Source organism: Bacillus nitratireducens (assembly GCF_036320425.1).
Taxonomy (GTDB): Bacteria; Bacillota; Bacilli; order Bacillales; family Bacillaceae_G; genus Bacillus_A; species Bacillus_A nitratireducens.
Genome location: NZ_JAUMJO010000002.1, coordinates 606606 through 633470, shown reverse-complemented (window position 1 = coordinate 633470; position 26865 = coordinate 606606). Strand labels below are relative to the sequence as shown.

At 34.8% G+C, this 26865-nt stretch carries 20 protein-coding genes and 1 pseudogene; 2 read left to right on the top strand and 19 right to left on the bottom strand.

Annotated features, from left to right (window positions below; translation table 11 throughout):
• Positions 1–50 precede the first annotated feature (50 nt).
• From Q3V31_RS09555 to murQ, 12 genes are all read right to left on the bottom strand, one after another.
• Positions 51–3413, bottom strand: coding sequence for a tubulin-like doman-containing protein (locus Q3V31_RS09555; protein WP_090813942.1), 3363 nt, complete (start codon positions 3411–3413; stop codon positions 51–53).
• A 73-nt stretch (positions 3414–3486) separates the two neighbouring features.
• A complete protein-coding gene (locus tag Q3V31_RS09550; RefSeq protein ID WP_329764900.1) occupies positions 3487–5583 on the bottom strand; it encodes a vWA domain-containing protein in 2097 nt (698 codons plus the stop codon).
• 274 nt (positions 5584–5857) lie between these two features.
• Entirely contained in the window at positions 5858–6193 is a 336-nt protein-coding gene (locus tag Q3V31_RS09545; RefSeq protein WP_097872309.1) for a hypothetical protein, read from the bottom strand.
• A 91-nt stretch (positions 6194–6284) separates the two neighbouring features.
• On the bottom strand, positions 6285–7151 hold the full coding sequence (locus Q3V31_RS09540) for a MurR/RpiR family transcriptional regulator (protein ID WP_090813939.1): 867 nt from the start codon (positions 7149–7151) through the stop codon (positions 6285–6287).
• Between the two features lie 25 nt (positions 7152–7176).
• Positions 7177–8073 carry a BadF/BadG/BcrA/BcrD ATPase family protein gene (locus Q3V31_RS09535; protein WP_090813938.1) on the bottom strand — a complete coding sequence of 299 codons (897 nt, stop codon included), beginning with the start codon at positions 8071–8073 and terminating at the stop codon, positions 7177–7179.
• Between the two features lie 240 nt (positions 8074–8313).
• Positions 8314–9399: a DUF871 domain-containing protein gene (locus Q3V31_RS09530; protein WP_329764896.1), complete on the bottom strand. Its 1086-nt coding sequence runs from the start codon at positions 9397–9399 to the stop codon at positions 8314–8316.
• 33 nt (positions 9400–9432) lie between these two features.
• Positions 9433–9762 (bottom strand): PTS lactose/cellobiose transporter subunit IIA, encoded by a 330-nt coding sequence (locus tag Q3V31_RS09525; protein ID WP_090813936.1) that lies wholly within the window; start codon positions 9760–9762, stop codon positions 9433–9435.
• 116 nt (positions 9763–9878) lie between these two features.
• Positions 9879–11201, bottom strand: coding sequence for a 6-phospho-beta-glucosidase (locus tag Q3V31_RS09520; protein WP_329764893.1), 1323 nt, complete (start codon positions 11199–11201; stop codon positions 9879–9881).
• A gap of 39 nt (positions 11202–11240) precedes the next feature.
• Entirely contained in the window at positions 11241–11525 is a 285-nt protein-coding gene (locus Q3V31_RS09515) for a hypothetical protein (RefSeq protein WP_001089442.1), read from the bottom strand.
• 73 nt (positions 11526–11598) lie between these two features.
• Positions 11599–12906: a PTS sugar transporter subunit IIC gene (locus tag Q3V31_RS09510; protein ID WP_329764891.1), complete on the bottom strand. Its 1308-nt coding sequence runs from the start codon at positions 12904–12906 to the stop codon at positions 11599–11601.
• Between the two features lie 50 nt (positions 12907–12956).
• Entirely contained in the window at positions 12957–13262 is a 306-nt protein-coding gene (locus Q3V31_RS09505; RefSeq protein WP_090813933.1) for a PTS sugar transporter subunit IIB, read from the bottom strand.
• 39 nt (positions 13263–13301) lie between these two features.
• Positions 13302–14186 (bottom strand): N-acetylmuramic acid 6-phosphate etherase, encoded by an 885-nt coding sequence (gene murQ, locus Q3V31_RS09500; RefSeq protein WP_090813932.1) that lies wholly within the window; start codon positions 14184–14186, stop codon positions 13302–13304.
• 265 nt (positions 14187–14451) lie between these two features.
• Between murQ and anmK the strand changes: the two genes are divergently transcribed.
• Together anmK and Q3V31_RS09490 are read left to right on the top strand one after the other, a co-directional pair.
• Entirely contained in the window at positions 14452–15630 is a 1179-nt protein-coding gene (gene anmK / locus Q3V31_RS09495; protein ID WP_090813931.1) for an anhydro-N-acetylmuramic acid kinase AnmK, read from the top strand.
• 321 nt (positions 15631–15951) lie between these two features.
• Positions 15952–16350, top strand: coding sequence for a hypothetical protein (locus tag Q3V31_RS09490; protein WP_000554826.1), 399 nt, complete (start codon positions 15952–15954; stop codon positions 16348–16350).
• A gap of 40 nt (positions 16351–16390) precedes the next feature.
• Here the strand turns inward: Q3V31_RS09490 and Q3V31_RS09485 are convergent, their stop codons facing one another.
• The 7 genes and pseudogenes from Q3V31_RS09485 to Q3V31_RS09455 all read right to left on the bottom strand — a co-directional run bounded on the left by Q3V31_RS09485 (position 16391) and on the right by Q3V31_RS09455 (position 26857).
• Positions 16391–17110 carry a class I SAM-dependent methyltransferase gene (locus Q3V31_RS09485; protein ID WP_016130064.1) on the bottom strand — a complete coding sequence of 240 codons (720 nt, stop codon included), beginning with the start codon at positions 17108–17110 and terminating at the stop codon, positions 16391–16393.
• A gap of 83 nt (positions 17111–17193) precedes the next feature.
• Entirely contained in the window at positions 17194–18888 is a 1695-nt protein-coding gene (locus tag Q3V31_RS09480; protein WP_016130065.1) for a peptide ABC transporter substrate-binding protein, read from the bottom strand.
• Between the two features lie 419 nt (positions 18889–19307).
• Positions 19308–21023, bottom strand: coding sequence for a peptide ABC transporter substrate-binding protein (locus tag Q3V31_RS09475; RefSeq protein ID WP_139265971.1), 1716 nt, complete (start codon positions 21021–21023; stop codon positions 19308–19310).
• A 281-nt stretch (positions 21024–21304) separates the two neighbouring features.
• Positions 21305–23002 (bottom strand): peptide ABC transporter substrate-binding protein, encoded by a 1698-nt coding sequence (locus Q3V31_RS09470; protein WP_016130067.1) that lies wholly within the window; start codon positions 23000–23002, stop codon positions 21305–21307.
• 348 nt (positions 23003–23350) lie between these two features.
• A pseudogene (locus tag Q3V31_RS09465) lies at positions 23351–24600 on the bottom strand (dicarboxylate/amino acid:cation symporter).
• Between the two features lie 203 nt (positions 24601–24803).
• The gene (locus Q3V31_RS09460) at positions 24804–25841 is read right to left on the bottom strand and encodes an LCP family protein (protein WP_090813929.1); all 1038 of its coding nucleotides are present in this window, start codon (positions 25839–25841) and stop codon (positions 24804–24806) included.
• A 17-nt stretch (positions 25842–25858) separates the two neighbouring features.
• Positions 25859–26857 (bottom strand): anti-sigma factor, encoded by a 999-nt coding sequence (locus tag Q3V31_RS09455; protein WP_329764887.1) that lies wholly within the window; start codon positions 26855–26857, stop codon positions 25859–25861.
• Positions 26858–26865: the final 8 nt, after the last annotated feature.

Below are 26865 nucleotides of genomic sequence, written 5' to 3'. Positions count from 1 at the left end.
CCTCTTTTCTAAAGTTGTATTGCCATTCTTAAGGATTCCCTTTTCGATCATTATACATTCGTTTTTGGTGCTTCTTCTTCATCGTGAACATGTAATACATTTTGCCATTTTTTATAAGGTGCACTATTTGGATCTACATACCCTTTCGCATACGAACGATCCCACAATTGCTTAATAAACATCTCTTTTTCTTTCTTCGCAACCATATCCGCGCCTGTTCCGTAGTAATTTTGGAAATACAACTCAATTTCATCAAGGAATAATCTTAACAACTCGTCGGATGTTTCTTCTAACGTCGGGTCATATTTCGCCTCACGATCATACATTAAAATCATATCTAAAATATTATGGACATGCTCTTTACGAAGCCATCTAATATCTTGAGCACCTAATACAAATGGATGTGTATATAAATGTCCACCTTGTATCATCGCTTTGTCTTGTTCTTCTTCAAACCTGGACAAGATGTTTTCATAAATGAACGGATTATGAAGCAACGCTCTGTGCAACTTATAACTTTCGCTTGAAATATTTTTCCCCATCGACTGGATTAAAAAGCTACGGCCGACACCGTTATATTGATACACGAATTGTCCATCCACAGCAACTAAACTAATCCAGCGGTACATATACGCGTATAGAAGAGCACGATTACATTTATCGTAATCTAACTTTGTTTGCGTTGCATTCAAGTCTGGCATAAAGGCTGGCAAGTGCCAATATTTATCTAAATGCGGCGTCAAACTAGATTTTTTACTATTTAATTTGTTCACGCGGCGATAATACGATTGAAAGTAATCACCTTTATCATTCATAAAACCATTTGAAATATGCCCAGATGAAAGCTTAGGAAAATCTTGTAGCGATAATCCGTAATGAGCACGATAACAAATCACTTCAAATGGTGAAAACGTCTCGTTTACCGTATCTTTTTCTTTGAACATTTCTTGCAATAACTCTTCTTGCAATTCTTGTTTTAAAGATGGATGTACACCCCAATATTGTAATTCTCTGTGATGAGAAACTTTCGGAACGAACGGACTTGCTAAATGGAAGAGATCTTCAATTTTTTCACGAACGTATTCATCACGATCACGCTTCTTGAAATCTGCTTCTTTTCGCAATGCTTCAACGATATTAAGCTCTAATTTGTCACGATAGCGTACTTGAAGTTCGTCATAACAATAACTCAATATATGTTCACGATAGAAGTCTTCAACCTTTTTTGACTGAATTTCTTCGGCCTTCGCATCACGACAATATTCCCCGTACAAGCTCATATAAATTTCGGCTGATATATCTTTCGGTAATACACCTAAATTTAAATGTTGCTGCATATCTTGCCAAATCTTTTCTTGCAATTTCTCTTCAGCTAATACGTATACATTCGTTGGGTTCGTTTTCCCCTCAAATTCTTTACTTCGCTTTTGAATTTCAAACAATAAATTTTCACGTGTTTCGTGTAAGTTATCAAAAAACCTTTCCCAATATTGAATCATTTTATCAACTGCTTGGTATAGCGATTGATACACGAGTTCTAACAACATTTCTTTACGATACTCACTTAATTTGTGTACGTACTGCGTTACAATATCTTCAAATTCTTTTTTAAACAAACGCTGCTGATTATTAATCATTTTTCCAAACCAGCCTTGTTGCTGCGCGATTTCTACTCGGCGAACAGCTGTTACCGTTCCATCAATATTACTCACATTAAATTTCTTATCGTAGTTTTGAATTAAATTACGCTTTTGTTCATTATTTTCATGTAGTCGATTCATCTTCTCTACTAACTGCTTTCGAATTTCATACAGCATAAAACGCGCTGCGACGGGATGGACGGGATCCGTTTTCTTTAAAAACCATGTATTTAATTGATAAGACTGTCCTTCTGAGCCACTCGGTGTAAAGCGATCTGATTCGATCATGTCATATAAAAGGGTAGTTACATGTTCATGTACACGGCTCGGAATCGCATACGCATATAAACGAACCGCATGATCAACTCTCGCTACTTCACCTTTCATTTGTTCCATTATTTTAAGTTTCGCAGCCGATATTTTGCACTCATGCTGCAGGCGGTTTAATTCTTCATCTTTTTGCACTGTACGGTGTACATAGCTTTCAACAGCCTCTAAAAACAACTTAGACTTTGCGACACCGACCTTACCGCCCTCTGCTCCTTCACGCGTTTCATTGAACATTTGTCTATAAAAAATATGGGCCTGCTCTGGACGAGTAGCAAGATGCTCTAAATCTTCTAAATAACTTTTCCCGCGCTCTGGCTTTTCACGCTGCATACCACGTTTGACATCTTGGTCGTATCTTTGCTTCTTTTCTTGAAACAGTTGATCTAAATGAAGCCAAGATTCATCTAAACCTTGAACCGCCCATTTTAAAGCACAATATTTCAAAACGTGCTCATACGGATAAATAAGTTTTGCCGTTCCTGCTCCGCAATATCTACCTTTCCCGCTCGATTCTGCCAATTGCTGAATTTGATTATCTTCTTGTGCAAAATGATTCGCAGACATTGGACTAAATAACTGTAAATGAATTGTATTTGCCATTTGCTCCATATAATCTGATAAGTTGTGCAAATGGTGCCCATGTAAATTTTCATAATCATATAAGAAGCAATAATTGTACGGTAAATGATGCTGCTTTATCGTATGATTCGTTCTTCCATCTTCATCCACTTGATCAGGACGATATTCTAATTCAATCGTGACGCCGCCTCGTTTTGATAATTCACCGGTAGAGCCGAGTGTAATAGCATGTAATTCTTTTAACGAGGCATAGCCATTTGCTTGCACCGTTTCAAACTCTTTCGCACTAACCGTTCTCGTCTTCACTAAAACATCTGGCATTAAAAACGCACCGCGAATTAAAATGTTGTGATGCTGCAATTTTTTCCGAAGCATTTCACGCAAATATAATGCGATTTGTAAAAACATCCCTGAACCTGTTCCGCCCGCTAGTGATGTTACGATAATGACACGCACTCCATATTCCGTTTGATCGCTTGTAACCGGAAAAATCTTCTCGATTTCTTGCCAAAAGGATGTCAATTTATCTTCTTTCATCGCAGCACGTAACGCTAAACGGGAAATGACGCGTAACTGTCCTGCCCCTTCTGTCAGTGGTTTATCAAGTATAGTCGGGTCCATCGGAAACCACTCCGGAATCGTTGGATCTCCCGCAATATACTCTCTTGGCGTTTTACTCGAACTTGTTTGCGTCTTAAACTTCCGAATATGATCAAATTTACTCAATGTATTCACATCTGTATCAAATACGTGCATTGCTACCTTTTTTCGGCGCTCCTCCGGTAGCCTTTCATATATTTGATGTGTCACAGTACTACCGATTCCACCTAAACCAATTAATATCGTTGGAACTTGTAACGTCATGTGAACCACCTTCCTATTCTTGCTTGTTTGAAAAAGGGGGAGAAAGCTAAAATCCCCCTCTTTTCCCTATCTCCTATTCACACTCGTACCTGTAAATCTCTTTACCGTATCCTCTATCAATTACTAAAAGTTCATTTGGATATAGTGTCTTATGTTCCATTCCAACCTCATCCTCTGTTATAAACATTCCATCAATAATCATCCCAACTACTTGTGACTCTTTCGCTACAAATATAGATTTCGATCCTTTTTTCGCTATTAATGTTACAGATTGCACCGTTTTTCTTTCTGCTCGGAATGGAATACCAAAATAGTGCTTCCACCATTTATTTTTAAGTAACTCTGGTTCGGATTGATAAAGCCAATCTTTCGCTACCTCTTGATCCCATTCATAATATAATAATGCTTTTCGGTGAAATCTCGGACGAACAATCCATCCTAAGATAATAATTCCTACTACTAAAAGTAATAAAGTGATAGGAATTACAAATTTAAAAATGAGCGCATATTTCTCAAAAAATGGTGCATTTTCTATGTGAAGTACAATCTTTTCCTTTACTTCTTGTAATTTTGAATCATTAATCGTGATGGTAGCTTCTACGGTGCCTGTATCTGTAAAATTGAATGTGTCGGAGTAATAAGGTCGAGGATAAACGTAAATTTGATTATCATGTTGTTTTACTTCATAGTTGATTGATTGATTGGATGTGACACCAGTAGATTTTAATAGTTTCTTTACAGCCTCTTCTGTCATCGGTTTACCATCTAACTGCGGCTGTAAAATAAATGGTTTACTATTTTCCAAATTCGTTACCTTTTCTTCGTAACCTTTTGTAACAGTTTGAAGTGTTAATTTCGGTTTTATGGATGTATCAATTTTGAATTCTTTCGTCTGCCTATAAAATCCCTTTATGTTCATATGAACTTTTCCGCGTACTAACTCTTTGCCAACTTTTGTCTCATAATAAAACACATGTCTTTTATCATCCCACTTCATCGGATACTGCTTTCCGTCTATTTCTACTTCTGCTTCAAAATAAGAAATTTGAATTGGTAGCTCCGTAGGTTTTGCTTCAATAACAGCCGTTACTCCTTCGTACATTTTCTCAACATTTTTTCTATCTTTATCATCTTTGTCATAAGTAGAAACAGTATAATTAAGCGCTGGTTCAACAAGTACTTGTAACCCTTCTTTCTCAATATCTTGATCCACTTCTATCGTATATGTTCCTGGCTTAATCACTTCCTGATTCGCTGTACTTACATGTACTATATTTCCGAATAATTTAGCTTCTCCTGGTGCATGTATGGAAAATGAAGACTGCACTTGTAACGGTTTAGAAATTTGCATAACTTTATAATTAGACAAAGACGATGATTGTCGTACAAGCGTCATACGCTTTAATGGGAACGGCGTTGTAATTTCTATTTTTTTCCCTACTATTTTCGTTTTGACAATTGTTTCAACCGAGGAGAACGGATCACGATTTGCAACTAATGCTGCCACTTGATTGACGCTTTTTACAATACCATCCTCTCCACTAGATGGCATCGTAACTCCATTTATCTCTTTCTTCCATATTTCTTTAAACGTATTTAGTTGTGCCTTTTCTTGCTGCCCTAAATCCTCTTCCATCGTGATTAAGACTGGATGTAAAGAGATCTTTTTCGAATCCATTTCTTTCTTAAACTCTGCTAATTTCTGTGTAATTTGTTCTTTTCCGCCAATCTTATCTTTCTCCAAATCATTAAATGCCCCGTCAGTTAATACAATAAGCCAAAATTCACGTTTCCCATCTATATCTGCTTCCTTTTTTATAGATTGCATCGCCGTTTCTACTGCGCTAAATGGAGTATTTAAATATGTTTTCCACGCCCCAATCCCCTCAATTTCTGTTTGCCTTTGATCCTTTGTTAATGAAATGTTTAATGGAGCATTCGGCTTGCTCATTGGAACGTAAGAAAATTTATCTTTCTCATCTAATAGCGCAACTAAACTTTGCAAGGCGTAATTGGCATACTTCCAGCGATCGTTATTTCTCATGCTGCCCGAATCATCATATACAAGTGAAACGACCCTTTCCTTTGCCTCCTCTCCTTTTGCAAAAACTGAAAAAGGTAAACATATAAATAGAAACAGCATGAACGTGGCACAAATTCGAATTTTCATGATGAGGCTTCGCCACCTTTGTAGACAAATTCCTATGTTTAAATTTATGAGAGGAAACAAGATATATGACTTGTATTTTAGGACAACAGTTCACAACGAGTATATTATGTAAATAAAAATGAACTACTCCCATATTTTATTTCGAGTTTTTTCCTTATTATATATCTGAAATAACACATAGCTTTCATACTTTTCCCGCTATAAATTCCACCACTAAAGTTTGATTTTCTTTTCAATACAAGAAATAAAGAGTACGCTATAATTAGCGCACTCTTTATTTCTTCACATATACTTCAACAATCGGATTTTCCTTCTGATCTGCATGTAAACGTATATTCTCTTCCGGCGTATTATAAATGCTAGCTACTAGCATAACTGTTAACAAATTAGGGATTTTTCCGTCACTCCCGTATTTTCGTTCAAGAGCTTCTGTATACTCAAAATCCAAATCTCCTTGCACATATGTATACACTTCAAAACCATCTTCTAAATTACAAACTACTGTGTCTATAATATCCGCTCCTACTTGTTTCTTCATTTCTCCCCGCAATGCTTCAATAAATTCTGCCCAAGGAACTTCGTACGTCTGAAATTGATCTGTAGATTTCATTTCTCTTCCTCCTCGTTATGTATCCTGTTCGTATATTTCCCCTTTCGTATAAGATATACAACAGCAAAAGAAATTTATATAAAGTGAAACTTTAATCAGTCGTTTTTTTTCCTATGAACTTTAATACAGATTCTCTTGAACGTTCAATTTCTTTAATATTTTCATCATAATATCTTGATGCATACGCATAGAAGATTATGTCAATAGTCAGAAATTGGGCAAATAATGAACTTGTTGCTGCACTACGAAATTGAGCCTCTGGTGCACGAACATGATGTAAAGACATATCAACTTTATTTGTTAATCTGTTATTCCCAAATCGAGACAATCCAATTGTTTGAATACCAGATGCTTTAGCAATATCAACAAGTCGCAGTACTTCTTCAGTTTCTCCACTATTCGATATACTAAAAAACACACAATTTTTTGTTGATGCAGCAAGTGCAGTAGCCATAATATGTGCATCCTGATATGCACTTACAATCTTTCCTAAACGTAACCATTTATGAGTAATATCTTCCGCAACAAGCCATGAAGCTCCTAATCCATAAACATAAATAACATCTGCATTTCTCATATCTTCAATTATTTGATTGAGAACAACTTCATCTAAATAAAGTGCTGTTTCTTGTATCGCTTGTACAGAGTTGGAAACTATTTTTTCTTTAATAGCCGTTATTGTTTCATTTGGTTCAATGTCATAAAAACCTTTCTTCTCTGGGTATGAGAGATGCGATGATAAAGATACCTTTAGCTCTGAAAAACTAGAAATTTCAATAGAGCGACAAAGCCTAGTGACCGCAGAGCTACTCGCATTAGCATGAGCAGCTAATTCATGTATAGTCATTCTAATAACTTCTTGTGGATTATTTAAAATATATTGCGCTACTTTTCTTTCAGATTTTGGTAATTGATATAATAAACTTTCAATTTTTAATAATACATTCACTATATGCATATTGAATTGCCCCTTTGCCTTTTAACTAGCTCATATATTTCAAAGCTAAGTAATAACAACCTAATGTAGATGATACATCTTCTAAAATAAATTGTACTTCCGGTTTTTCTTGTTTAATTTTTTCAATAAAGGAAGTTTGTACAGTCTGTATATTAGTTAGCACACTCCCCTTAATAGCAATTGTAACATTGTTGTCAAAATTTAATTTTTTACAAACATCAAGCGTAATCTTGGCAAGGTGACAGCCTGCTTGTTCGAGAATATTCTTTGCAAAATCATCACCTGCTTTTGCTTGTTGAACAATTATCGGAACAAAAGAAGCAATCTCCGCCTTAGTTGCGGAATAAATAAATTTTTTCAACTCAAGCACACTCTGATAACCAAGTTTTGTTAGTATCAACTGAGTTAGGTCACTATAATTTAATCCCTCATCTTCTTCTTGCCTCATTTTCATAAAAACCTGCATAGCAATCCAATAACCACTTCCTTCATCACCAAGAATATGTCCCCAGCCACCTGCCGATTTTTCAATACCATTTTGAACTCCAATACTAACAGATCCTGTCCCTGAAATTGTTAAGATACCATTTTTCCCCTTTAGTAAAGCGGCATGTGCAATAATTCCATCATTTACAATCATAAATGGAATATTAAACGCCTCAGAAAGAGCATCCGTTATACCTTTTGTATTTTTAACCCCTCCATACCCCGCTAACCCTAAGCATATATACTGGCATTCTTCATTTTTTAAAAGAGCTAAACATTGTTCAATAGCATCAATAATGTTAATAAGAGCTTGCTTTTCATCTAAAAGTAAGTTTCCGCATCCTGCTTTACCTTCACTTATTTTTTCACCAGTTAAATCATAAGCCACCGCTTCAGTTTTAGTGCCCCCACCGTCTACTCCGATAATATAATTCATATAGATTCCTCCTCATTCATAAAGTAAAACTTCAATCAGTGGGTGTTTTCTTCATCCCCCATTGATTATTCCACCTAACCAAACGAGCTTTTATGGGTAGTTTACCTCCTACCTAACATCTTCGCTTCCACTAAATTTTGAGGTGAGAGCATTCCTATCCTCGAATAGTGGAATAGACAAAAAAGGAAGGAATGTCCTGTTCCTTCCTTCCCCCTCGTTTGAGATTTTTTTTCGATAAAATCACTTCATTAAAAATTGGAATTTCTCCCAAGGATTTAAGTAATCAAGAAGAAAAATTTCTTCCTCAATTATCCTGCCAACCACATTTGTTTTACCTGAATTCTCCATTTCTTTCAATGCAATTTGCAATTCGCCTTTATATTGTCCGTATAGCTTATTTTCAATTAAAATATCTCCCCTTCTAATATTAGGGGTATACGTTGGTTCAAATTCTTCTCGTTTATATTTTACACGTGATTGAGTCGAGCGAATAAGATATTCTGAAACGTCTCCACGATAGAAATGAGGTTCTTCTAGCACAATCTTTTTTTCTAACTCTGTAATCGTGTCATATAGTTCTATATTAAACGTAAACAGCTCACTGTTTAAATTACTAAGCGCTTCTAATTCTGCCTCTGATGCATATGCGTTAGCAATAATCACATCATCGATTAATTCGGTTGCAAATAAATGTTTCGCTTGCGTTACTATTGGTAATTCACGATGCATTTCAAGTGTACATAAGCCTTCCGTTACTGGCCAAGGTCCGTAAGTTGCTACGTGCGAACTAACAAATGCAGATGTCTGAATATTATGAAATTTAAATTTTTCGCAACACTTTAAAAAATGATCATAACTTAATCCTGCATAACGATGAGGATAGAAGTTATGTGAACCTACTAAGTTCTCTTTATTAGGCTTATAAGCAATAATATTATCTAAATAATTCGTTGCATTACTCATATTAATTTCAATTTTTAAATTATAAGGATTATATGTCATGATAGACTCTTCATTTCCTGTAAACCCCATATCCAGACGGACTCCATACGCTCCTAAATCAGCAAAGAATGATAAATCAGCATAGGAAATATCTAAATCCCCAAATACCCGAGGAGAAATATCGACCATTACTTCCATATCTAATTGATTTGCAAATTCAATTATTTCTTTAAATTCTTTCATAATTTTTTCTTTATCACCTTCTACCGAAAGCAGGCAAGTAAAGATTTTTTTGAACCCATATTTTTGCGCCAGTGCAATATACTCTTTATCCTGTGCTATGGTTGAATGTTCTGGGTAAATTGAAATACCTAATTTTTTCATTTTTAAATCACCTTTACCTTTCTACATTCCCCATTATTGCTGCAGTGCTAGTTTTTTTATAATGCGAATCATATGTTCAATGAGCTTTTGTTCACTTATCGCTGTCATTAAGTGATCTTGAGCATGAATCATTAACAATGTTTTTTCACTTTGAACTCCATTCAATTCAGCTTGAATTAACTTTGTTTGTGTTCTATGAGCCAAGCTAAGTTCTTCCCCAGCTTGGTTAATAAGTTCTTCCGCTCTTTCAAAGTTAAATTCTTCTGCAGCTGTTAATGCTTCATAAGCTAGTCCTCTCGCATTTCCACCGTGAGAAATAATTTCAAAAATTTCCATTTCATTATTATTGATTTCTGTTGACATATCATGACACTCCTAATCTTAATAAATTATAGACACGGCATTCTCTAAAAGAATCAATGTTTCAGAGAATATCAGATTTCAATTCGTCCTTACTATTACATTTGTTATTATTCTAATCATCTAAAAAATAGCGGTAAATACTCTTGATGCGCTTTTAATAGTTTCTGTAATACAGCTTCTGCTAAATCATCACTTGGAATAAGTGGGTTAATTGTTAAAGCTAATAAGGCCTTATCATAAGAACCAGTTACAGCTGCCTCAGCACCTACTCTTTCAAATGATTTGATTTGTTGAATTAACCCTTGAACTTGAACTGGTAATTTTCCCATTGTTATAGGAACTGGTCCATTTTTTGTTACAATACAACTAACTTCAACAGCTGAATCATAATCGATTTCAGTAATGGATCCTTTATTCTGGACATTTAATACTTGAATGTCTTTTTTATCATTATAAATAGAAGAAATAACATTACACGCTGCGTCACTATAATACGCACCACCTCTTTTTTCTAATTGCGGAGGTTTAATGTCAAGTTTTTCATCTTTGTATAAATCAAATAGATCTTCCTCTAGCTTTTTGACAATTTCAGCACGAGTTTTCCCCGATTTAAATGCTTCTAATTCTTCTTCTAAAATATTCTTTGTTTTGTAATAATAACGATGATATGGACAAGGCACCACACCTAATGATTTCAAAAATCTTGGATTCCAAGGAAGAGGTGCAATATTCTTCATTGTCATCTGGATTTCTGGATTCCCTAGTATATCAAGCACTTTCTCTGTCACTTCCTGATCATCAACATACACATGTGTCCCAAATACCATGTGGTTTAATCCAGCAAAATCAATATGTACTCTCTCCAGCTCCACATCTAACATTTTCGAAATAGACATATGCATATTAAATGGCACATTACATACACCAATAACTTTTTTATGCTTGCTGTAACGAAGAAGAGCTTCCGTTACCATTCCAGCAGGATTTGTAAAGTTAATTAACCATGCATTCGGGCAAAGTTCTTGCATTTCTTCTGCGATTTCTAAAAGAACGGGAATTGTTCGTAGTGCTTTAAATAGCCCACCTGCACCATTTGTTTCCTGGCCAATTAATCCTAGCTGCAAAGGAATACGTTCATCTTTAACTCGGGCATCTAGTAAGCCCACTCTCATTTGTGTTGTCACAAAATCAGCACTCTGTAAAGCTTGACGACGGTCTAATGTTAAATGGATTTCCATTGGAACTCCCGCTTTTTCAACCATTCTTCGTGCTAAGGCACCTACAATTTCAAGTTTTTCTCTTCCTTCCTCAATATCAACTAACCAAATTTCCCTAACTGGTAACTCATCATAACGTTTAATGAAACCTTCAATTAATTCTGGCGTGTAACTAGATCCGCCACCAATTGTAGCAATTTTTATTCCTTTTTGCTTTTCCATTTCACTAACACCTCATTTTAGATAACGAACTTTTTTACTTTACGCGTAGACAATAGGGTAACAAATTAGTGCACTCACTACTATTAAAGACAAGAACAAAATTAACGCTTGTTTCTTGTTTTTAAACTTACCTTCAACCAAAGTAATAATAACAGTTAATCCTGCACTGAAGGCAAAGGTATTACCTAGGTACAGTGACAATTGTTTATCTATTCCACCTACATTCATTAAAGGATTAAAGATAAGATTAAAAACAAGAATAAAACTAAAAAGTAAAAATGCACTCTTGTAACTAAAAAAGTGAATTTTGGATGTTGAATTCATTTTTATCCCCCTTTTCTTTTTCATATTAAAAGGAGCTTGAAGCCATTAGTCCCAAGCTCCCTTTCATATATTTTTATAAGACCGCGCTTGTTTCTTCTGTTGTTTCTGTTGTTTCTGTTGTTTCTGTTGGATTTTCTTGTGCTAAAAGCTTTTTATCATACATTTTAAAGAATGGTAAATAAATAGTAACTGAGATTGCAATATTAACTAATACAAGAATAATTGCTCTCCAATCACCGCCTGTCGAAAGGTAAGCACCTATTGGGGCTGGCAATGTCCATGGAACCATTACATACGTTGGATTAACTAATCCCATTGACGTCGCAAAGTACGCAAGTGTCGCACCAATTAATGGTGTTATAACAAAAGGAATAATTAAGATTGGATTTAGTACAATTGGCATTCCAAAAATAACGGGTTCATTGATGTTAAATATACTAGGAACAATTGTTGCTCTTGCCATCGTCTTACTATAACTAGATTTTGCTGTTAATAACATAGCAATTACTAACCCTAATGTTGCACCAGAACCACCAATCCAAATAAACCATTGGAAGAACGTTTCAGGAGCTATGTGCGGAATTGCCTTCCCAGCTGCAACTGCTGCTGAGTTATTAGCTAAGTAAACCTCCCAAACTGGACGAGCAACAGCACCTACAACTGATACCCCATGAATACCGAATGACCAGAAGAATGTTATTAAAAAAACAGGAATTAATACGCCCGGTAATGTATCTCCCGCTTTAATAAGTGGTGCAACAGCTTTATCAACAAGTGAATGTAGATCAATACCAAAGACTACTGTAATTATTGTCATGATAACCAATACAATTGTAACTGGTATTAATGCTTCAAATGAACGGGCTACAGAATCTGGAACGGACTCTGGCATTTTTATTGTAAAATTTTTGGACTTACATAGACGTAAAGTTTCAACCGCAAATATGGAAACAATCATCCCTACAAATAGTCCATGCCCGCCAAGATTTGACATTGGCAACACAAAACCTACACCCTCTATCATTTTTACACCTATTGTAAACAAGAATGCAGCTACCGATAGTAAACCTCCTGATAGAGGATCTAACTTATAACTTTGAGACAAGCTATAACCTATTCCAAAGGTAATATATAGTGTCATAATAAACATCGTTAATCGATAGGGTATTAAAATATCTGCGACATGTTTTGCTGCCCATTCCCCTATTGCGGAATCTGCTGCTACCGGTGGGAACGCAATGATAAGAAATAAGCTCCCGAAGATGATAAATGGTAGAGCAGAAACTACCCCGTCACGTATTGCACGTAAATGTTTTTGCTCAGACAGTTTAGCCATGGGTGTTGAAAGATTATTTTCTAAAAAATTTACAATTTTATCCATTTTCACTTTCCCCTTTAGCCATTTAATGGTTAAACCTATTTGTTAGACTATTACTTTACTAGTTCGTTTACTAACTTTAATAGAGTAGGGCCACCCAGAGGACTGTATGCTTGAGGTGGGATTACTTGACATGGCACACCTGCTTCATCTGCAGAGTTTTTAAAACTATCAAAACGATGTTTTACTTGTGGAGCTACCATTGCAACATCCCAACCGTTACGTACTTCTAAATCAAATTCTTGAGTACCAACTGCCGATACCTCTAAATCTATTCCTTGTTTTGTACCTTCCTTTTTTAAAGCGCTTACAATTATTGCACTTGACATTCCACCAGAACATACGAATAATACCTTCATCTTTATTCCCCCTATTATTTCTTTTTTATTTAATACATTTTAAATCGCTTTTCTTATAAATCCTTCTGCTACTTTTAAGCGTTCTACCGCTTCTTCATAAGAAACATTTGTCAAAATCATGATAATAGCAATTTTAGGCTGATTATTTGCCTTTACTAAGTATTCTTCTGCCACTTTGTAACTGCATTCAGTGGCATCCATAATAATACGTTTTGCACGCTCAACTAGCTTTTCATTTGTTAACTGTAAATCTACCATTAAGTTCCCATAAACTTTTCCAATTCCAACCATTGAAGCTGTTGAGAGCATATTACATACTAATTTTTGAGCCGTTCCAGCTTTTAAGCGAGTGGATCCCGTCAGTACCTCAGGTCCATTTACAACTTCAATAGCAACTGTAGCAATTTTTCCAATCTCTGACTCTTTATTACAACTTATTGAAACTGTGCCTGCCCCAATTTGATTTGCATAATTTAAGCCTGCAATAACATAAGGAGTACGCCCACTTGCAGCAATACCTACTACAACATCCTTGCTAGTTAATTGAATTTCCTTTAAATCTTTAAGGCTTAATGTAAAACTATCTTCTGCCCCTTCAACCGCCTTAATAAATGCACCTTCTCCACCTGCGATTAGGCCTATTACTTTACTAGGATCAGTATTAAACGTTGGTGGACATTCTACAGCATCCAACAATCCAATCCGTCCACTTGTTCCAGCACCTATATAGATTAATCTACCGCCTTGTTTCATTGCTGCAACAATCATCTCTACAGCCTTTGCAATTTGAGGAAGTTCCTTTTGAACACAGTAAGCAACTTTTATGTCTTCTTCATTCATCACCTCCAGTAAGTTAAGCGTTTTCATTTCATCTAAAAACATAGTCTTTTCATTGCGACATTCCGTTGTTAAATGTTCTATCATATACACCATCCCTCTGCCATTCGTAATCTAATCGCTTTCGTTGATACGACTATAACACCACTAAAAATAAATTTCAATTATTTTTAGTGAAATTAAAATGAAATTTCAAAACTGTATATACAACTAGAATATTAGCTAGTATAATACATAATTGTTAACGTTTACAAAAAGTATAAACTATACAGATTAGAAAGGAATTCACGCTATTGAATAAAAGTAACTTAACAAGAAACTTAAAAATCTATGTAAAGTAGGTGTAATGATAATGTACATTGTTGGGTTAATGTCTGGAACATCATTAGATGGTATTGACGCTGCGCTTGTACGTGTGAATAATAGCGGTGTAAGAACGGAAATAGACATAATTGAGTTCATTACATACCCTTTTCCAAAAGATGTTGAAGAAGAAATTATACAGTCTCTGTCTGTAGATACCTCCAACGTGCAACTAATTTGTAGTTTAAACTTTAAGCTTGGAAATTTATTTGCAGATGCTGTAAAGAAAGTTTGTAAGAAAGCTAGACTACCTTTAGAACAGTTGGATCTTATAGGATCCCATGGACAAACTATTTACCATCAGCCTATACAAGAACAAAACTGGGTGCCCTCAACGCTACAGATTGGTGAACCCTCGGTAATTGCTTATGAAACAAATACAACCGTAATTTCTAACTTTCGTACCATGGACATAGCAGCAGGTGGACAGGGTGCTCCTCTGGTACCTTATACCGAATATGTTCTTTATCGAAGTGAAACAAAGGGCAAATTGTTACAAAACATAGGTGGTATTGGAAATGTAACTGTTTTGCCTAAGCAAGCCTCACTTAATGAACTGTATGCCTTTGATACAGGGCCCGGGAATATGATTATCGATGAAGTATGTCGCCAATTGTTTAGCGTAGAGTACGATGAAGGTGGTAATTTAGCTAAAAAAGGAAAAATAAACGAACAGCTCTTATCATACTGTATAAATCACCCTTATATTATGAGCCCTCCTCCCAAAACAACAGGTAGAGAATTGTTTGGTAAGCAGTATGTTGACATACTATTAAATAAGTTTAATTCGCTTTCCAGCCACGATATATTAGCAACTATAACAATGTTCACAGCAAAATCCATTGTAGCGAACTATTGTAAATTCATCTTTCCACAAGTTAAAATCGACGAAGTCATTGTTGGAGGTGGTGGCAGCTATAATAAAACTTTACTCAACATGATTCAATCACTACTTGGGGAATCAATTCAAGTTTATACCCAAGAAGAGTTAGGATACTCCTCAGAAGCTAAAGAAGCGGTAGCATTTGCTCTTCTGGCAAATGAATCCTACCATGGTAACGCAAGTAACGTCCCAAGTGCTACAGGTGCAAAAAATGCTGTCATCCTAGGAAATGTATCTTTTCCTCTCCCGAATCAATGGATTAAGAAAAGAAATTCTGTAGAATAAAATAAATTTTCCAACAGCAAGAATCTTCTCCATTTCTAGCTGATTATTAGATCTAACCAATCGGGATTTTTTATGATATTTTTTGTACAGGGTCACCTTTAAACGAGTTTATTATCTTCATACACTAAATAATATAGTTACTAAAATTAACACCAATAGTTTTTTAAGTGTCACTACCCTTTTCATAAGAACTATCACCCTTCCTATTGTCTGTCCATATTTCCCCTTTCGTATAACAATTATGATAGATAGGTCATTCGTACAAGCCGCACTTGTCCTGCTTACATATCGTATTACGGTAATGCGGAAGGAGGAAAGAACATGCATAGAAAAAGATGTTATGATACATGCCAACGTTATTTTGGTAAAGTGGTTCGAATTGAAGATCGTGATGGCCGTATTCACTTAGGCAAAATAATCGATGTAACAAACGATTCTGTTTGGATTGAACCAATGCAACAGCGCTCATCTTTTGATACAGGATTCGGATATTATAACGCATATTCAAACGGTGGATGTGATATTTGCGGTGGTATTAGCAGATGTGATAACTGTGGATTTGGATGCGGTGGTGGATTCAGTGGTGGATTTAGTGGCTGTGGATGCGGCGGTCGTGGTTGCGATAGTTGTGGCTGGGGTGGCGGCGGTTGTGGCTGGGGCGTTGAACTCGGATTTGGCTTTATTTTTGGAATTACTTTGGCTGCATTATTTTTCATCTAACATAGTAAAGAGTTGACTATCTTTAGCCAACTCTTTTTCTCTATTTTTCACATATAAAAATCCGATGTCCTAAAATATGTTGATACATAAGCAATACTTGTTCGTGTTGCACCCACGCCTCATACAATTCTTCTGGAATAAACGGTGATACATTCCACTCTGGCTCTTCCATATGTCCTGCAACTGTTTCTGCAATAGTTCCGCCACCTGCAATTGTAATTCTTTTAAAATTTGCTGCTTTAAATAAATGAATCCACTCATTCTCAGTTAATAATTCTTTCATACCATATAACTGTCCAATCTTTTCTTCCTCTTTCTTCTCAATATGTTTTTCGGTAATCATTTCAATGACAACAAGCTTTCCATCCTTCTGTAATACACGATAACATTCCGAAATAACCTTTTCTTTATTTGTAAACGCGAGTATAGATTCTCCAAGTACTAGTTCAAATGAATCATTTAAACACGGTAATCCTTCTACATCGCCTTGAATCAATTGTATATTTAAACCATCAAACAACCATCTATCTTTCGCTTTTTGAATCATAATTTCATTCTTTTCAACTGCGGTCACTTTATAACCCAATTCTTTTGTCATATACGCCGCTGTTTTCCCCGTGCCACAACCTATCTCAAGAACATTTGCTCCATGTCTAAGTGGCAATTGAGCTAATAATTGTTTTGTTAACGTAAAACCACCTGGATGAGCACTCCCTATTCCGTAATAAGCTAAAAAATCAATGTACGAGTTTCTTTTCATGGGATTCTCCCTTTTTTATTTTATATATTCCAGGAAGGAAGAAAAGTGCATAAAAAAAGGGCGCATCGCTCGCGCCCTCTCTCTTACTTATCTTCAGAAATATATGCCCATTTGTAGCTGTAATCTCCACCAACTGGATGGTGAATAATACCTTTTACTTTCGCTCTTTGAACAAGAGCATCGCCACGTTGATATAATGGTGCAATTACAGCATCATCAAGTAACATTTTCTCAGCTTTCAGTAAGCTATCCCAACGCTCTTTCGTTTTCGTTAATAGCTCGCCTTTACCTTTTTCTACAATTTCATCATATTTCGGATTTGAATATCCAGTTTGGTTATGAGGTCCATTTGTAACGAACATATCAATGAATGTCATTGGATCTAAGTAATCAGGTCCCCAACCAGCGTAAGATAAATCATAATCTAGATCTGATTCTAATTTTAATTTTTGTTTAAACGGTTGGTTTTTCAAATTCACTGTTAAGCCCGGTAAGTTCTTCTCAAGCTCTCCTTTTAAGAACTCACCTACTTTTTTCGCATTATCGCTATCGTAGTTTAATAGCTCTACAGTTACTTGCTCTTTTCCAAGTTCTTTTTTCGCTTTTTCCCAATGCTCTTTTGCTTTTTTCACATCTGTTTTTAAAATATCTCCGTTATCTTTACGGAAGTCTTTTCCATCTGGACTCTTCGCAAATTCTTTTGGTACTAAGTAATCTGCAGGTGTAGATCCGTCATTTAAAATTACATTCGTTAAGCCTTTTTTATCATATGCCATTGCAATCGCTAGACGTAAATCTTTACTCTTTAACACTGTATCTTGATTAACACGTTTTTGGTTTAATCGTAAGAAGAACGTTGACGGTGTTTTTTGTGTAAAGAAATCTGGATTTGATTTATATTTATCAACCATTTCAGATGCAAGTGCTGCACGATCGATTTGTCCACTTTCATATAAGTTTACACGTGTACCGCTATCTTTTACTACGTTAAAGTTGATTTCTTCTAACTTAACTGTTTTATTATCCCAGTATTGTGCATTTTTCTTTAACTTCCAACCTTCTTCATGTTTCCAGTCTGTTAATGTAAATGGTCCGTTGTATAACGTTGTATCTGATTCTAAACCGTATTTTTCTCCTTTTTCTTTTACGAATTTTTCATTTAACGGATAGAATGTTCCGAATGAAGTTAATTCTACAAAGTAAGGAACTGGATTTTCTAATTCTACTTCTAACGTGTAGTCATCTACAGCTTTTACACCTAACGTATCAAGTGGTGCTTTTCCATCATTAATTGCTTTTGCGTTCTTTAAATCAAACATAATGTATGCATATTCAGCTGCTGTATTTTTATCTACCGCACGTTTCCAAGCAAACACGAAATCTTTCGCTGTTACAGGGTCTCCATTTGACCATTTCGCATTTTTATTTAATGTGAATGTATATTTTTTACCATCATCACTCTTTTTATATGATTCAGCAACCCCTGGTGCTGCTTTATTATCTTTATCAAGTCGATATAAACCTTCCATTACGTTGTTTAAAGCAAGAAACGATACTTGGTCTGTTGCTTTTGAAGAATCCATAGATGGAATCTCTTGGCTCTCCGTTAAATTAAGTACTTGCTTTGCAGCTAATTTTCCGCCTTCTTTTTCGCCACTTTTCGGCGTTGTGCTTGCCTTATCTTTATCCCCTGATCCCGAGCAAGCTGTTAATGCCATACTCATTACTAGAACTGGTGCTACAACCGCTGTTAATTTTGTCATCTTTTTTCTCTTCATTTTTTTGTACCCTCCCCAATTATATGTACGATATTAACATTTAGAGATTCTCTATTAACTTTCGTTATCAGAAAATTCTTATTAATTAATATTCTACTATTTTTTTGAGTTTTGTAAAGTAGTTTTGTAAATTTTCTAAATATTTATTTTTTTATGATAGTAACTTGTTATTTTACTATTACTACTATATGAATTATCCCCCATCTACTATATGTAAACATACCTCCTCTTATTCTTCTCTATCGCTAAGTTCTATATTTTTCTTATAAAAATGATATCACTAGCTGTCTTATTGAATCCCTTCTACTATTCCTACAGTCAAACTTTAAAAGTGGCCTCAAAATTCCCATGTGCTTATTCTCCTATTCATAAAAAAAGCATTTCAAAAGCATATTAGCCACTTTTGAAATGCTTTCATATTATTTCTTGCCGCCATCCTCAGTTACATACGCCCACTTAAAGCTATATTCTGGACTAATGTTGTGTTTCACAATTCCTTTGACATTCGGTTTCATTACATATGCTCTTCCTGTTTGATATAAAGGAACTAATCCTGCATCTTCTTCAAGGAATAATTTTTCTGCTTTTCCTAACGTTTCCCAACGTTTCTTCGGATCAGACAATAATTCATTACCTGCTTTTTGTACCATTTCATCATATTTCGGATTTGAATAACTCATTTGGTTATATGGGCTCTTCGATTCAAACATATCAATAAATGTCATTGGATCCGAATAATCTGGGCTCCAACCTGCAAACGAAACTTCATAATCTTGCGCTGACTCTAATTTTAATTTTTGTTTGAATGGCTGAATTTTCGTGGTAACTGTTACACCTTTTAAATTTTTCTCAATTTGATCTTTAAAGTAATCAGCAATCTTTTTCGCAGTTCCATCATCATAGCTTAGTAATTCAATTGTAACTTGATCTTTTCCAAGTTCTTTTTTCGCTTCTTCCCAAGCTGCTGCGCCTTTTTTCGTATCATATTTTAGACCATTTTTAAATGTATCTTGATAATCTTTACCATCCGGCCCTGTCGCAAGCCCTTTTGGAACCAATTGATCCGTTGCTTTTGATCCATTATTTAATATAACGTTTGCTAAACCTTTTTTATCAATTGATAATGCGATTGCTTCACGAAGTTTTTTGCTCTTTAACGGTGTATCTTGTCCGTTACGCTTTTGATTTAAACGTAAGAAGTACGTACTTGCTTCTGAATACTCACCATATTCATCTTTGTTCGATTTATATTTATCTACAAATTCTCCTGATAATAATGTAAAGTCAATCGATCCTGTATCATATAAATTTACTTTTGTAGCCACTTCTTTTACAACGCTGTAATTAATTTCTTCTAATTTCACAGTCTTATTATCCCAATATTTATCATTTTTCTTCAGCTGCCAACCTTGTTCATGTTTCCACGATGCCATTACAAATGGCCCGTTATACAATGTTGTATCTGCTTCTAAACCAAACTTCTCTCCTTTTTCTTTTACGAACTTTTCATTTAAAGGATAATATGACGGGAATGCTAATAGATTTAAGAAGTACGGTACCGGTTTTTCTAATTCTACTTCTAGTGTATAATCATCTACCGCCTTCGCTCCTAATTCAGTTCCAGGTTTTTCTCCTTTATTAATCGCTTCTGCATTTTTAATATAGTAAGCAATAAATGCATATTCTGCAGCTGTGTTTTTATCAAGTAAGCGCTGCCATCCAAACACGAAATCTTTTGCTGTTACAGGATCTCCATTTGACCATTTCGCATCTTTACGCAGTTTAAACGTATATTTTTTGCCATCTTCGCTTTTCGTACTAGATTCCGCAGCAGCCGGAATAGGCTTATTATTTTTATCAAGACGGTATAACCCTTCCATCGTGTTCCCTAAAATTTGTGCCCCTAATGTATCAGTAGATTTAGAAGTGTCCATCGTCGGAATCTCTTGGTTTTCCGTACGATTTAATACTTGCTTCGCTGCATATTTAATATCAGATTTTTTTTCTTCCCCACTATTAGATGTAGTAGTCGTTTTCTTTTCCCCACCTGACCCAGAGCATGCTGTCAATGCAACGCTCATTGCTAAAACTGGTACTACAACCGCTGTTAACTTTTTCATCTTTTTTCTCTTCATTTTTATACCCTCCCTAATTATATGTACATTACCAACCCTTGAGAGACCCCTTGTTAATGATTTACTTTTCAGAAAATTACAACTAATGTTATTCTACTCTTTTTTTCGTATTTGTAAATAGTTTTATTTTAAATATTCTGATTTTAATCTTCATAAATTAGTATGATTTATCCCCCATCTACTATATGTACGTACTATACGCCTTATTCTTCTCTATTTAACTGAATTAAAAAAAGCATTTCAAAGTAGCTAAGCTACTTTGAAATGCTTTTTTAACTCTATTATTTTTCAGTCACGTATGCCCACTTAAAGCTAAATTCTGGGCTGATATTATGTTTTACTACACCTTTTACATTTGGTTGTAAAACATAAGAATCTCCACGTTGATATAAAGGTACAATCGCTACATCTTCTTCAAGTAATGTTTTTTCAGCTTTTCCTAACTCTTCCCAACGTTTTTTCGCATCACCCATTAATTCAGTACCGGCTTTTTTCACCATGCCGTCATATTTAGGGTCAGAGAAGCTCATTTGGTTATGAGAATGTCCAGTCTCAAACATATCTAAGAATGTCATTGGATCTGCATAATCCGGATTCCAACCACCGTATGAAATATCATATTGTTGCTCAGATTCTAATTTTAGTTTTTGCTTAAATGGTTGAAGTTTAATGTTAACTGTTACACCTTTTAAGTTTTTCTCGATTTGATCTTTTACATATTCTCCAACTTTTTTCGCATTACCAGTATCATAGTTTAAGAATTCAATTGTAACTTGATCTTTGCCAAGCTCTTTTTTCGCTTCTTCCCAAGCTGCTGCAGCTTTTTTAGCATCTGGTTTCAAACCGTTTTTAAATGTTTCTTGGAAGTCTTTACCGTCTGGTCCAGTTGCTAATCCTTTTGGTACTAAGAAGTCAGCTTCTTTTGATCCATCATTTAAAATTACGTTTGCTAAATTCTTTTTATCAATTGATAGTGCAATTGCTTCACGCAATTTTTTGCTCTTTAATGGCGTGTCTTGTCCAGCACGTTTTTGGTTCATACGAATGAAGTACGTACTTACTTGTGAATATGTGCCAAATTCATCTTTCTTACTTCTATATTTGTCAACGAACTCTCCGTTTAATAAAGCGAAATCAACTTGTCCGCTATCATATAAATTGATAAGAGTTGCTGGCTCTTTAACAACACTGAAGTTAACTTCTTCAAGTTTTACAGTCTTTTTATCCCAATATTGATCATTTTTCTTTAATTGCCATCCTTGTTCATGCTTCCAATCTTTAAGAACGAACGGTCCATTATAAACTGTTGTATCAGACTCTAAACCGAACTTCTCCCCTTTTTCTTTTACGTATTTTTCATTTAATGGGTAGTACGATGGGAATGCTACTAAGTTTAAGAAGTACGGTACTGCTTGCTCTAACTCAACTTCAAGTGTAAGGTCATCTATCGCCTTCACTCCTAGTTCAGCTACAGGTTTTTCTCCTTTATTAACTACTTCTGCATTTTTTATTGGGAAAGCGATAAATGCATACTCAGCAGCTGTTTTTGGATCTAATAAACGTTGCCAAGCATATACGAAATCTTTCGCCGTTACTGGATCACCATTTGACCATTTTGCATCTTTACGTAATTTAAATGTATATTTTTTACCATCTTCACTTTTCGTACTAGATTCTGCCGCAGCTGGAATAGGCTTATTATCTTTATCAAGACGATATAATCCTTCCATCGTATTCCCTAGCATTTGTGAAGATACTGTATCAGTTGATTTTGAAGAATCCATCGTTGGAATCTCTTGTGTTACTGTTCGATTTAAAACTTGTTTTGCTGCTAATTTTTCCCCTGACTTGCTATCTCCACTTGAGTTTGTGCTTGTCTTTTTATCTCCGCCTGATGTAGAACATGCTGTTAGTGCCATGCTCATTGCTAAAACCGGTACTACAACTGCTGTTAGTTTTTTCATTTTTTTCTTTTTCATTTTTGTACCCTCCCTAATTCTAAACGATATCTAATCAAGAATTTTCTGATAATTCTGTTTCTCTCTATATATTTATCAGACGATTCTTACTACTTCTTATTCTACTAATTTTTTAAAATTTGTAAAGTATTATTATTAAAAATTTTTAAAAAATTATTTTCTTACAGTAATATTCATAAAAATTCCATATAATGTTCAAATTCTATTTCTCATCCATATAAATGTACCATTTTAATAGTCTTTATTATGTTTACACATTAAATCCCTGTGAATTATTGTTAATAAATAATGTATATTTTTAGAAACTCCTTTCCTACAAAAATAAAAAAGTCAGCAAAGCTGACTTTTTTATCCGGCCATTTTCTCTTTTTTCATTTCATCTAATACTCTCGTATACTTCTCATTATTGAATTCATTTTCGCTTTTTGCAACAACTACAGTCGCTACACCGTTACCAATTAAATTTACAATCGCTCTTGCTTCTGACATGAAACGATCAACACCCAGTAAAAGTGCTAACCCTTCTAACAGGATAACATTCAGTGCAGATAAAGTAGATGCTAATACGATAAATCCTCCACCTGTTACTGCTGCTGCTCCTTTCGATGTAACTAATAAAATAGCTATTATAGTTAATTGTTGACCTAGTGAAAGATCAATGTGAAAAACTTGCGCTAAAAATATAGTTGCCATTGATAAATATATTGTTGTTCCATCTAAATTAAAAGAGTAGCCCGTCGGAATAACTAAGCCTACTACTGGCTTTGAACATCCGAATTCTTCCATCTTTGTCATCATTCGTGGTAGTACAGATTCCGATGATGATGTCCCTAAAACAATGAGTAATTCCTCTTTAATATGTACTAAATATTTCCACAAACTAAATTGATACAGTTTACAAATAAAATTTAAAACGATAAAAACAAATAATGCCATTGTCGCATATACGCAAATCATTAATTTACCAAGCGGTATTAATGTACTTAAACCATATTTTCCAATTGTAAACGCCATTCCACCAAACGCCCCAATTGGTGCCAATTTCATAACAATTGATAATATGTTAAAGAACACTTTCGACAACCTATCAAAAAAGTCTATAAGAGGTTGTCCATTTTTCCCAAGCATCGTTAAACCTGCGCCAAATAAAATGAAGAAGAATAATACTTGTAATATATCACCTTTTGCAAATGCCTCAAACATATTAGAAGGTACGATATGTAAAAAGAAGTCCCTCCATTGCATTTCCTGTCCGCTTTGTACATATTGTGAAACATCTCCGCCCTTTAACTTGGAAGGATCTAATCCATCTCCAGGACGTACGACATTCGCTATGATAATACCAATGACAAGAGCAAAAGTTGTAACAACCTCAAAATATAATAGCGCTTTCCCACCAACGCGGCCTATCTTTTTCATACTTCCCATACTTGCAATACCAAGCACAATTGTTAAAAAGATAATTGGTGCAATGACCATTTTTATCATATTAATGAACATCTCACCAATTGGCTTCATTTGTTGTCCAACACTAGGCCAAATCGCTCCTACTGCAATACCACAATAACTTGGAATGTTAAATTCTTTACAATTTTCATTTTCAATACTCCCCTGTTTTCTTTCATTTCTCCCATACTATTTCTATCGATGACAATCATTTATTTTATGTGATAGCCCCCTTGTTGTTTAACTTTAACCCCTGTTATTAGGTTACACTATTATGTGAAATTTTTAAATAGTATATAACATTTCAACGTAAAAGATATACTATTAAACAAAAAAAGCAGATATAATATCCGCTTTAATTTTCCTCAATTTGTTTCTCACTTAATCCAAGATGTGTTCTAAGTGTATTACTCAAATTTTGTAAGTCTTTTTTATTAGGATTATAATAATATACCCGTTGCCCATTTGGGCCATTTGGTAAATATAAATCATCACCATTTAGCTGCATCTTCTCAACTGAGCAATCTAAACCATATTTATAAAAAGATAAAATATCATCCAGTGCTAAATTTGTTTTAAAATCACCATCGACGGCCTCAACCATTTTCTCAACTTTTGTAATAGACCCTACATTTTTTAATTTACTTAAAATCGCCTCAATAACAATTTGTTGGCGCTGTCCCCTCATTGCATCACTATCAATATGACGAGTTCTCGCCAAAGCAAGTGCTTCTTCTCCCGTTAATTTTTGAATCCCTTTTTTCAAGTGAATCGTATCAGGTTCATCTTTACTATTTTGTTCAGTAAATTCAACCGGGACATCTACCTCAACACCATCGAGCCCATCGACAATTTTAATAAATGACCCAAAATTAAATTTCACAAAATAATCTACCGGTACTTGCAGTAACTTTTCTACTGCCTCAACAGAAGCTTGTGGCCCTCCATCCTTTCCGTTTTTAACGAAACCACTTCCATATGCGTGTGTTATTTTATCTTTTTTCTTTTCGATTGGAACATATGTATAAGTATCTCTTGGTATACTGGTTAATTTCACTGTCTTATCTTCTTTATTAAACGTAGCTAACAATAATGCATCCGTATGAAATGCACCATTATAGCCCTTTTGCCGTTCTTGATTTTCATCAATTCCCATAATTAACATTGAAACGTTGTGTGTAATTGGCTTTACAGCTTTCTCACGTAAATTTGATTTTTCACCACGCGATAAGTTCAAATTAGATTTTTGTACGAGATTAGAAGTTTTCATATATACATAGGCACCATACCCAACTCCGCCAAATAGTAATACTCCTAACAATACACTTATTATCGTTGTCTTTTTATATTTTCGTTTATTTTTCTTTTCTCTTGAAGGAGAGGTATTCTCCATATAGTTCCCTCCGTTTTCTATTCATCTAATAAGTTTTTTAATTTTTCATAATTAGTGCTATCCTTTTGAAATACATTCTCTTTCAATCCTTTGTTTATTTGTATCCATTCAGTCGTAATCGAATATTGAATCATACCTTCATCGAAACTAAGGAACTTCAACATAATCCCCGTATTTTTCTCTACAACCATTTCAAATTTCCCTCTTAAATCTTCAGATGTACTTACAGGCATTTCTATGTTTATTACCCCTTCTATTTTGTAGCAATCAAGTCCAAGATACTTCGTTTCTTTATAACTCCAATCTTTATATCGAATTAATAGATCAGCAAATTCTGATTGAATACTGTACTTAGCGAATCCCACATATTCGTCATCATACCTTTTCTTCTCACCTGATTTTCTCAATAACCTTTCCGTAGGGCTTAATTTTACTATTCCATTATTTCTTTCTTTTGGACTCCATCTCGTCTCTTTATACGTATTATTCTTATCATTAAACTCTTTTTTTCCTTCCTCGCTATAAATCATCGTACTTTTTTTCGATAGCTTGTCTTCTTTAGATGAAATACCACTTTGTTTCTCCGTATCAATCGCATATTTATATGTTGTAGCAATTCTTGTAGAGCTAGAATATTCTTCGAATTGCCCTGAAACATTTTGGAAGTGATCAATTGAATCAAACATCTTTTGATGAATCTTTTCCTTATCTGGATAATTGACGTTCGACTTTATTTCTTCTTCATTCTCATAATCAGAAAACGCATTCTTCTTTACGTAATTAAACATCCCTCCATTTTGTGCAAAGCTCTGTATAGAAAACTCAGACATAGATACAATTGATAGCGTTAGAACAGCGGCACTAATAAACATCATATGTACTCTATAACTCTTTCTTTTTACAGGAAGATTATGAAGTGTATCATTAATTTTTTCGTTTAGTGCCTGTGGCAAGACGGTATTATCCTTTTCTATTCTCTTTTTTAATTTTTCATCAAATGATTTTTCTTTATCCATTTTAACCA